Raw genomic sequence first — 10,003 nt, forward strand, 5'->3', positions numbered from 1 at the left:
GGGCCAGCGGGGTGGGCCAGCGCCACCCCGGCTGGCTCCGGGCCACCGACGACCCGCACCGGGGTGGCGACGTCGGAGGACGACGCTGGCCCGGGACGTCGGCGCCGGGGCGGCGCCCGGATCGGCCGTGCCGGCATCCGGCGGCGCCCGGATCGGCCGTCCCGGCATCCGGCGGGGTTCAGTACCCCGACCCGGGGTACTTCCGCCAGAGGAGCCGGCCGCTGGCGCAGCCCGGGAGCAACAGGAGAGACCATGGCCACCACGCCCCGTGACCCCAGTCCGGAGAGCACCCTGAACTTCGCCCGGGAGGGCTACCGGTTCATCGGTGAACGGTGCGAACGGTACGACAGCGACATCTTCCAGGCCCGGCTGCTGCTCCGGCCCACCATCTGTCTACGGGGACGGGCCGCAGCCGAACTCTTCTACGACGACGACCGGTTCCAGCGCCACGGGGCAGCCCCGGGACGACTCCAACGGACCCTCACCGGGGTGGGCGGTGTGCAGGGGCTCGACGGCTCGGCACACCGGCGGCGCAAGGGGATGTTCCTGTCTCTGATGACCCCGGCCGGGATCGGGGACCTGACCCGGCTCTTCGCCGGGGCGTGGCAGGATCGGCTGCCCGACTGGCAGCGCCGGGGCCGGATCGTGCTGCACGACGAGGTGGGCGGGCTGCTCACCCGGGCGGTACACGGATGGGCGGGCGTACCGCTGCCGGAGTCGGCGGTCCGGCGCCGCTACCGGGAGTTGCGGGCGATGGTCGAATCGGGGGCCAGGGTCGGGCCGGGGTACTGGCGTGGTCGACTGGCCCGCCGGCGGGCCGAGCACCGGATCGCGGAGCTGGTGACCCGGGTCCGTTCCGGGGCGCTGCCGGTGCCGGCGGGCTGCGCCCTGCGGGTGGTCGCCGAGCACCTCGATGCGAACGGACGCCCGCTCAGTTCCCGGATCGCCGCCGTCGAGGTGCTCAACGTCCTCCGCCCCACGGTGGCCATCGACCGGTACGTCACGTTCACCGCTCTCGCCCTGCGCGAGCACCCGGAGTGGGTCGACCGGGTACGCGCCGACGAGGACGCCGCCCGACAGTTCGTCCAGGAGGTACGCCGCTACTACCCGTTCTTCCCGGCCGCCGTGGCGAAGGTCCGCCGCTCCTTCGACTGGCGGGGCCATCACTTTCCCCGGGGTCGACGGGTCCTGCTCGACCTGTACGGCACCGACCACCACGGTGGGCTCTGGTCCGACCCCGAACGGTTCCGGCCGGAACGGTTCGCCGGGGTGACCCCGGACGCGTTCAGCCTGGTCCCCCAGGGCGGTGGTGACCATGTCACCGGCCACCGGTGCGCCGGTGAGTGGGTCACCATCGCGCTGATGGAAACGGCTCTGCGCCAGCTCACCACGGGCATGCGGTACGAGGTCCCACCGCAGGACCTGACCGTGGACCTGCGGCGGGTACCCACCGGACCGGCGAGCGGACTCGTGCTGACCGGAATCCGTACAGCCAACTGACCGAAGGAAGGGCCCCTTCTTAACGCTTTCGGTAGAGGAAGGGGCCCTTTCTAACGCTTCCGGCGCGCAAACCAGCGCCGGGCACGACGCCCGGGACCACCGCCACACACCGCGCCCGGGACCACCGCCACACACCGCGCCCGGGACCACCGCCACACACCGCGCCCGGGACCACCGCCACACACCGCGCCCGGGACCACCGCCACACACCGCGCTCAGTGCCGCATCGCGTCCCGGGCCGCGTCCCGCAGCCGGTCGAAGACCGCCACCGCCGGCCCGGCCAGCAGGTTCGCCGACGCCGACTCCACCCCGGGATGCGGACGGGTCGGGGCCACCGCCTCGGCGGCTCGTACCGCCCGGGCGGCGCCCCGCAGCCGGTCCGCGTCCACGCTGTGCCGGAGCTGCGGGAACTCGTACCGTTCCTCGTAGGTGGCGTGCGCCAGGACGGCGTCGCGCAGGACGACGATCCGGCTGTCGAAGCTCGGCGCGTCCGGGCCGATGTCGTGCAGTTCGGCGAGAAGTTCCTTGGCCGCCCGCTCCTCGGCCAGGCGGGCCTCCACCACGTCGTCACCGGCGTCGATGCTGCGCCGGGCCAGCGGGTGGACGATCTCCTCCTCGGCGGTCTCGTGTACCGCCAGCAACCGGACCAGCTCGTGGAACGACTCCCGCCGCGCCTCGCCGGTGCCGGCCAGCACGGCGGCGAACAGTTCCTCGATCCGGGCGTGCTGGGCGAGCAGCAGATCGACGACATCCTCCTGGTCAGGCATGCTGCTTCTCCCCCCGCAGTGCGGTCACCGGGTGCGGCCCGGCGGTCTCGATCCGGTACTCGTCACCGAACTTCGCCCGGTGCTCGTCGATCACCCGCTCGCTGGCCGGCGCCTCCCCGCCGTGCAGTTGCTGCTGCATCCGTTCGAAGCGTTCGTGGGCCTCCCGCACGTACCCGGCACCGAGGGTGGTCAGGTCGATCTGGGTGGCCAGCAGGTTGCGCAGGAACTCCTTGTTGGGTTCGAAGCGCACCGGTTCCGGCAGGGCCGGCGCGAGGATGTCGGCGGGTTCCCGCCCGTCGTGCCGGCGCATCAGGTCGCAGGCGATACGGAGCTGCTCGACCTCCATGTTCAGGTGCAGTTCCCAGATCGCCCGGACCTTCGGGTCGCTCTCCTGAGTCATGAACGAGTAGTAGAGGTAGCACTCGTTGTACTCGTGGTTGACCAGCCGCTCCCACCAGGTCTCCCCGGGGTCGACCAGGGACTCGTAGTGGGTGACGTGCTCCTCCTCGATCAGCCCGATCTCCTGGTAGAGCTGGCGGGCGATGGGTTCCATGTACTGCGGGCCGACGTTCATGTAGAAGTTCATGGTCTGCTGCTCGGCGGCCATGATCGTCAGGGCGTGCAGCTTGGACAGCGGGTCGACGGTGGTCCGGTCGTACGGGTCGCGGACGTTGTCCACCGGGTGCCGGTGGTGCGCCTTGGTGGGCCGCCCGGGCATCACCTCGGTCAGGTCGTCGACCACCTTCGCGGCCCGACGCCGTTCGATCAGCTCGAACAGGTTGGCGTACCGGTACAGGTGGTCGAAGTCCTCCAGTACGCCGAACTCGTACGCCTGCTGGAGGTAGGGGTCCGGCTCCATCCGGGCCACCCACGAGGTCAGGTCGACGGCGACCTGCTCGTACGCGATGGTGGTCTCCAGCGCGCTCGGCACCCCGGGGAGCAGCCAGTTCACCACCCGCTGCTGCTGGGCCTCGATGTACCGGATCTCGGCGAGCTGCCGCTTGACCTCGGGGTCGGTGCAGGTACGGGCGAAGTGGTGGCTGAACAGGATCGCCTCCACCTCGATGCCGTTCAGCGCGATGATCCGGCACCGGGTGTACGGGTCGGCGGCGAGCGGGTCGATCGGGTCGACGTCGAGTTCCCGCCAGTTCCGGAGCTGACGCTCCAACGGAATCCCCTGATGGTCGAGCGGATTGAACATCTGACTTCCCTTCGCTACGGGGCGTATCAAGGTCGTACCCCGCTTCCGGTCACGAAACCAGATGATCACCGTTTTTTGGCCCTAAAACCCCGTACCCGGGCAAAAACCGCGACCCGCGACCACGCCGGCACCTGGCCGGGTGGTCGCGGGTCGCGAGGTCGTCCACCGACGTCGACCGGGTCGACGCCCCGGTACGGACAGTCCGTGACCGTCAGGAACGCACCTGTTCACGCGCGTGGTCGCGGACGTCGTGCGCCGCCGCGCGCCCGTCGTCCCGGACGGCCTGCACCGCCTCGCCGGCGGTGGCCCGGACCGACTCGGTGGCCTGCTGGGCCGGCTCGCGCAGTTCCTCCTTCACCTCGTGGGCGACCTCGGCGAGCTTCTCCTTCACCGCGCCGCTGTGCTCGCCCGCCTTCTCCCGGAGCTGCCCGGCGACCCGCTGTTCCCGGTCGGTGGCGGGCAGCAGCGACGAGGCGAGCCAGCCCACACCGAACGCGATCAGGCCGGCGGCCAGCGGGTTGCCCTCGGACTTCGCCCGCAGCTTCGCGGGGGCCTGGTGGGCGGCCTCGCCGACGCTCGACGCGGCCGAGTGCGCAGCTGACGACGCCGAGTGCGCCGCCGACGAGGCCCGGTGCGACAGCGACGACGCGGCCGAGCCGGTGGCGTCCCCGAGATCCGACGCGGTTCCCATCACCCTGTCCCTCACTTTCCGTACCGCGCCCTGGGCGCGCTGCTTGCGGTCGTCGACGATGCGGCTCGGGCTGACCTTGTACGCCAGCGCGTCCACGTCGTGGCTCAGGTTGTTGCGGGTCTGCTCGATCTCCCGCCGGATCTGCTCGGGGTCGGTGCTCATCGGGTCACTCCTTCCCGGTCCGGCTTCAGCGCCTCCGGAATCCGGTGCATCGTCTCGGTGGTCTTCGTGAGGCCGCGTACCCGCGCGGCCTGCGACTTGCCCTTGGCGTACAGCACTGCGGCGACGACGACCCAGACGACCGCCACGATCAACGCCGCCCAGCCGGAATCCATCACGTTGGACAGGCCGCCCCAGAGGGCGAGGGAGAGGAAGAGCAGGACCATGTACCCGCCGAAGCCGGCACCGCCGAAGAAGCCGGCGGCCCTGCCCGCCTTGCTCCCCTCCTGGCGCAACTCGGCCTTGGCCAGCTCGATCTCCTGGCGCATCAGCGTGGACAGGTCCTCGGTGACGTGCCGCATCAGGTCGCCGAGGGACTGCCGGGTCACCTCGGGGGCGGAGTCGGGCCGGTAGCCGTTGGCGAGTCCGGGCCCCTGGGTGGGCACGGTCATCGCTGCACCCCGCTCGACGGCACCCCGGGCAGCGGGTCGGTCCGGGTGGCCGGCGGCAGCCCACCGGGGGTGGTCCCGTTCGGCGGCACCGGGGGCGACGGCGGCAGCACACCACCGGCCGGCGGCACCGGCGTCGCCGGGGGCAGCACGGCCGTCCGCTCGTCGGCGTACGCGTACTCCTCGGCGTAGGCCCGCTGGTCGGCGTAGCCGGCGAGCGGCACGGTCTCGGCCGAGGAGAACCCGGCGGTACCGGTGGAGAGCGGCTGCTGGCCGCCGTCACCGGCGGCGGCGACGTTGCGGGTCAGCCGGCCGGCCAGCACCCCGAGCACTGCGGCGCCGACGAGGAAGGTACCCGGATTGCGGCGGGCGTAGTCGCGCACCTCGGCGACCAGGTCGCCCGGCTCCCGCTCCTCCAGCCAACCGGCGACCCCGTGCACCCGGTCGGCGGCCTGTCGGGCCAGCTCACTGACCGGCCCGGTCTGACCGCCCTGCTCGGCCATGGTCCGCATCTCGTCGGCCAGCGAGCGCAGGCCACCGGCGGCGCGCCGCTGCTGGGTGCCGGCCTGCGTGGTGAGCTGGTCGCGGGCCTCCCCGTAGAGGTTGCGGGCCTGTCGGGTGGCCTCGGTGACCACCTCGCGGCCCTGTTCCCTGGCGGTCTGGGCCACGTCACCGCCGGCCTGCGCGGCGTGCTGGCCGACCTCGCGCGCCGCCTCACGCTTCGACGGGGTACCGGCGGGAGAATACTGACCGTTGGGGTACGGCTGACCGGTCGGGGGCGGCGTGTTCGAAAGATGGCTGGTCATGAGATCCCTTCCGCTCTGAACTACTGCATCTGCGGTTCCTGGGGGGCGGCCGGTCATTGCCCGGCCGGGTTTTCTGCTACCCCCACGGCCCGGCTCCATGCCAAATTCGTGAATGTCGTGCGAGGGTCCAGCGTCACCGGTACAAGTTGGTGGGTCGCCGTTTCGTCCGCTCCGTACCGGAGAAAAAACGAGCGACGGTCGTGTCCCGGCAATATCGATGTGTCACCGAGAGGCGAGCAGATGACACGTGAGGTGACGGGTCGGCGACGCAGCCGGCCGGGCCGCGTCGGCAGCCGCATCCAACGGGCCGCCGCCATCGTGGCGGCGACCTTCGTCCTGGTCGGGCTGCTCGGCTTCGTACCCGGAGTGACGACCGGCTACGGGGACCTCAGCTTCGCCGGGCACGGATCCGGGGCGAAGCTCCTGGGCGTCTTCCAGGTGTCCGTGCTGCACAACGTGGTGCACCTGCTGTTCGGCCTGGCCGGCCTGGTGCTGTCCCGCAGTGTCGTCGGCTCCCGGATCTACCTGGCCGGCGGCGGTGCGGTCTACCTGGCCCTCTGGCTGTACGGGCTGGTCATCGACCATGCCAGCGCCGCCAACTTCATCCCGGTCAACGGGGCCGACAACTGGCTGCACCTGGGGCTCGGTCTCGGGATGCTCATCCTCGGCCTGCTGCTCTCCCCCCGGGCGAACGCCGACGCCCGGCAGTTGGACAACCCCGCGCCCTGATGCCGGACCGGTCGCCCCTGCCGGCGGTGCCCGGCACCCCGCCCCTCCCGACCTGCCGTTCCGTCCCGTGGAACGTTTGCGCACCGATCGATCAGGGCATCGGAGAGACGCAGACCTGACCGTTTCTGAGGAGGGGTACGCATGCCCCGGTGGATGAAGGAGAATGCGCTCTCGATCACGATGCTGAGCGCCTTCCTGGTATTTCTCGTGCTGCACAGCATCTTCGGTTGGCACGCGCACAACGACGAACTGCGCGAGTACGGCAGTCCACCTCTCGAATATCTCGGCTACCTCACCAGTGGCCATTTCATCGAGTCGGTCTTCGAGAACTGGGAATCCGAATTCCTCCAGATGGCCGGTTACGTTCTGCTGACCTCGTACCTGGTACAGCACGGCTCCTCGGAGTCCAAGCCGGAGGGGCAGCACGACCGGCCCGAGGACTACCGGGAACAGGCCCGCCCCGACTCCCCCCGGCCGGTGCACACCGGCGGCCTGCCGCTGGTGCTCTACCGCAACAGCCTCTCCCTCGCCCTCTTCCTGATCTTCGCCGGCTCGTTCGTCGGCCACCTGCTCGGCGGTACCGCCGAGTACAACCGGGAGCAGGCGTTGCAGAGCGGCGCCGCCCCGGTCAGCGCCTGGGATTTCCTGCGCACCAGCGAGTTCTGGTTCCAGTCGATGCAGAACTGGCAGAGCGAGTTCCTCGCCGTGGGGGCGCTCATCCTGTTGAGCATCGTCCTGCGCCAGCACGGGTCGCCCGAGTCCAAGCCGGTCACCGCGCCGCATGCGATGACCGGCGGCTGACTGCCGGTGTAGGCTGGCCGGGTGCGGACGACGACCAGGCAGTGCTGGTGGGCGCCCTGACGGGCGGCCCGCTATCCGCGCACCCACGACCAGAAACGGCCGCCCCTCCCGGGGCGGCCGTTGCACGTTGCGCCCCGCCGGGGGTGGTCGGCTCGATCCAGAAGGAGCCAGCGATGACCACCACGACCCTCCGGAGCCTCCGGCGGCTGACCGGGTTCACCCCGTCCGGTCGTCTGCACCTGGGCAATCTGCTCGGCGCCGTCCGACCGGTCGTCGACGGGCAGGACCGGTCCGACACCGTCGTCTTCCTCAGCGACCTGCACGCGCTCACCATCGAGCACGATCCCGGGCAACTCCGGGCCCGCACCCTGGAACAGGCCACCCTGCTGCTCGCCGCCGGTCTCGACCCGCGGCGGGCCCTGCTCTACGTCCAGTCGCAGGTGCCCCAGCACACCGAACTGCACTACCTGCTCGAATGTGTCACCGGGTACGGCGAGGCACACCGGATGATCCAGTTCAAGGAGAAGTCCGCCGCCCAGCAGCAGGTACGCCTGAGCCTGTTGACCTACCCGGTCCTGATGGCGGCCGACATCCTGCTGCACGACGCGGACGAGGTGCCGGTCGGCGACGACCAGACCCAGCACCTGGAGCTGGCCCGGGACCTGGCCGTCCGGTTCAACGCCCGGTACGGTCCGACCTTCACGGTGCCCCGGGCAGTACGCCAGCAGGTCGCCACCCGGGTGATGGACCTGACCGAACCGACCCGGAAGATGAGCAAGTCCGCAGCGGGCGAGGCCGGCAGTATCCTGCTGCTCGACCCACCTCGGGTGATCCGGCGCAAACTGCTGCGGGCGGTCACCGACTCCGGCCGGACCGTCGGGTACGACCCGGTCCGACGCCCCGGAGTGGCCAACCTGCTGGAGATCCTGGCCGCCTGCACCGGCGGTACACCGGACCACCTGGCGGAGACGTTCTCCTCGTACGGCGAGCTGAAGCAGGCCACCGCCGACGCGGTCATCGGCCTGGTCGAGCCGGTGCAGCAGCGGTACGCCGAACTGGCCGCCGCCCCGGAGCAGGTGCGGGAGATCCTCGCCGAGGGCGCGGTGACGGCCCGGGCACGCACCGCCGGGACGGTGGACCGGGTCCGCACCGTCCTCGGGCTCGCTTGAAGAAGACAGCCGGCCCGCCGCGAGCCGGCCCGGACGGCGAGACATCACCGCCGGTACCCGGGGCATCCCCGGGTACCGGCGGCGACCGACGGTCAGCTCAGGCGGCCACCGGGAGCCACTTGGCGAAGCAGACGCTGTACGGGTTGTCGACGTACTCGCCGTAGACCGGGATCTCGGCGTACCCGCAGGAGCGGTAGAGGGCGATCGCCGCCGGCAGGTACGTGCCGGTCTCCAGGCAGACCCGGGTGTGCCCGGCCTGGAAGGCCAGTTCCTCCAGCGCGACGAGCAGGTGCCGGCCGATTCCCCGCCCCCGGTGGGTGGGTCGGACGTACATCCGCTTCACCTCGCCGGTGCCGGGGTCGAGCGCCTGCAACCCGCCGCAGGCGACCGGCCGCCCGTCGACCACGACGACCAGGTACCGGATGTCCTGATGCGTCACGGTCACCTGCCCGTCCAGTCCCCCGTCCGCTTCGCGCAGCTCACGCTGCTGCGCGTCGATCATGGACAGCAGTTCGGGGTCGGTGGCGGGGCAGGACGCGATCAGCACGTCGTCACGCTAGCTCCGGGCGATGTCCGCCAGGTTTCCCGCCGGTTACCCCTGGCGGCCGGTCAGCCGACCGGCCGGCTCGTCCTCGTACGGTTCCGACTCGCCCGACTCGTCCGCCACCGCCACGTCCGCCGACGGGAGCTCGTCGGCGGGCCGCTGCCGGCGCGCCTTGCGGGCCGCCAGCCGCTCGGCCGCCGAGGCGCGGCTCGACTTCTCCTCCAGCCGGAAGTCGGTGCCCCGGTTACCCGGGGTGAAGTCCACCCCGGCGTACAGGGTGGGCTGCCAGTCGAACTCGCGTTCCCCGATGCGCACCAGACTGCCCGGTTCGGCACCGGCCTTGGCCAGTTTCTCCTCGACGCCCAGGCGGGCCAGCCGGTCGGCCAGGTACCCGACCGCCTCGTCGTTGTCGAAGTTGGTCTGCCGCACCCAGCGCTCCGGCCGTTGGCCGCGCACCACGTACGCGCCGTCGGCTGCGGTCTCGATGGTGAAGCCGGCGTCGTCCACGGCGGTCGGCCGGATCACGATCCGGGTCGGTTCCGGGGTCGGTGCCGCCGCCCTGGCCTGCTCGACCAGCTCGGCGAGGGCGTAGGTGAACTCCCGCAGCCCCTCCCGGGTCGCTGCGGACACCTCGAACACGCGGAAGCCGCGTTCCTCCAGGTCGGGCCGGACGATCTCGGCGAGGTCCCGGCCGTCCGGCACGTCGATCTTGTTGAGTACCACCAGCCGGGGACGGTCGGTGAGGCCGCCGTACTCCGACAACTCGGCCTCGATCGCGTCGATGTCGGCGAGCGGGTCCCGACCCGGTTCCAGGGTCGCCGAGTCGACCACGTGCACCAGCACGGCGCACCGCTCGATGTGCCGGAGGAACTCCAGCCCGAGCCCTCTGCCCTGGGCCGCGCCCGGGATCAGCCCGGGTACGTCGGCGACGGTGAAGGTGTGGTTGTCGACCCGGACCACGCCGAGGTTGGGTACCAGGGTGGTGAACGGATAGTCGGCGATCTTGGGTTTGGCGGCGGAGAGCACGGAGATCAGCGACGACTTGCCAGCCGACGGGAAACCCACCAGCCCGACGTCGGCCACGCTCTTGAGTTCCAGTACCACGTCCAGGTGGTCGCCGGGCTCGCCCAGCTCGGCGAAGCCGGGCGCCTTGCGCCGGGCGTTGGCCAGTGCGGCGTTACCCCGCC

Annotated in this window: 11 protein-coding genes; 4 read left to right on the forward strand and 7 right to left on the reverse strand. The window is 71.4% G+C overall.

The window, feature by feature from the left end; translation table 11 throughout:
- The first annotated feature begins 252 nt into the window (after positions 1-252).
- Positions 253-1,500 (forward strand): cytochrome P450, encoded by a 1,248-nt coding sequence (locus GSF22_RS24755; protein ID WP_208816134.1) that lies wholly within the window; start codon positions 253-255, stop codon positions 1,498-1,500.
- A 215-nt stretch (positions 1,501-1,715) separates the two neighbouring features.
- Here GSF22_RS24755 and GSF22_RS24760 read toward each other — a convergent pair whose 3' ends face one another.
- From GSF22_RS24760 to GSF22_RS24780, 5 genes are all read right to left on the reverse strand, one after another.
- Positions 1,716-2,267 (reverse strand): hemerythrin domain-containing protein, encoded by a 552-nt coding sequence (locus tag GSF22_RS24760; RefSeq protein ID WP_208816135.1) that lies wholly within the window; start codon positions 2,265-2,267, stop codon positions 1,716-1,718.
- Positions 2,260-3,468 (reverse strand): hypothetical protein, encoded by a 1,209-nt coding sequence (locus GSF22_RS24765; RefSeq protein ID WP_208816136.1) that lies wholly within the window; start codon positions 3,466-3,468, stop codon positions 2,260-2,262. The genes GSF22_RS24760 and GSF22_RS24765 overlap by 8 nt, the downstream gene beginning before the upstream one ends.
- Positions 3,469-3,679: 211 nt before the next feature.
- Positions 3,680-4,321, reverse strand: a complete 642-nt coding sequence (locus GSF22_RS24770; RefSeq protein WP_208816137.1) for a DUF3618 domain-containing protein — start codon at positions 4,319-4,321, stop codon at positions 3,680-3,682.
- Positions 4,318-4,770, reverse strand: a complete 453-nt coding sequence (locus GSF22_RS24775) for a phage holin family protein (protein WP_208816138.1) — start codon at positions 4,768-4,770, stop codon at positions 4,318-4,320. The genes GSF22_RS24770 and GSF22_RS24775 overlap by 4 nt, the downstream gene beginning before the upstream one ends.
- Entirely contained in the window at positions 4,767-5,573 is an 807-nt protein-coding gene (locus tag GSF22_RS24780) for a hypothetical protein (RefSeq protein ID WP_244454057.1), read from the reverse strand. The genes GSF22_RS24775 and GSF22_RS24780 overlap by 4 nt, the downstream gene beginning before the upstream one ends.
- Positions 5,574-5,813: 240 nt before the next feature.
- Between GSF22_RS24780 and GSF22_RS24785 the strand changes: the two genes are divergently transcribed.
- The 3 genes from GSF22_RS24785 (at position 5,814) to trpS (ending at position 8,272) form a co-directional block, all read left to right on the forward strand.
- Entirely contained in the window at positions 5,814-6,302 is a 489-nt protein-coding gene (locus GSF22_RS24785) for a DUF4383 domain-containing protein (RefSeq protein ID WP_208816139.1), read from the forward strand.
- A gap of 141 nt (positions 6,303-6,443) precedes the next feature.
- Positions 6,444-7,103 (forward strand): DUF6766 family protein, encoded by a 660-nt coding sequence (locus tag GSF22_RS24790; protein ID WP_208816140.1) that lies wholly within the window; start codon positions 6,444-6,446, stop codon positions 7,101-7,103.
- A 173-nt stretch (positions 7,104-7,276) separates the two neighbouring features.
- Entirely contained in the window at positions 7,277-8,272 is a 996-nt protein-coding gene (gene trpS / locus GSF22_RS24795) for a tryptophan--tRNA ligase (protein WP_208816141.1), read from the forward strand.
- Between the two features lie 97 nt (positions 8,273-8,369).
- Here the strand turns inward: trpS and GSF22_RS24800 are convergent, their stop codons facing one another.
- Together GSF22_RS24800 and obgE are read right to left on the reverse strand one after the other, a co-directional pair.
- Entirely contained in the window at positions 8,370-8,819 is a 450-nt protein-coding gene (locus GSF22_RS24800) for a GNAT family N-acetyltransferase (RefSeq protein WP_208816142.1), read from the reverse strand.
- Between the two features lie 45 nt (positions 8,820-8,864).
- Positions 8,865-10,003: GTPase ObgE (gene obgE, locus GSF22_RS24805; protein WP_208816143.1), on the reverse strand; the 1,139-nt coding region annotated here is incomplete at its 5' end.

The sequence above is a fragment of the Micromonospora echinofusca genome, from assembly GCF_017614955.1.
In the GTDB taxonomy this organism is placed as follows: domain Bacteria; phylum Actinomycetota; class Actinomycetes; order Mycobacteriales; family Micromonosporaceae; genus Micromonospora; species Micromonospora echinofusca_A.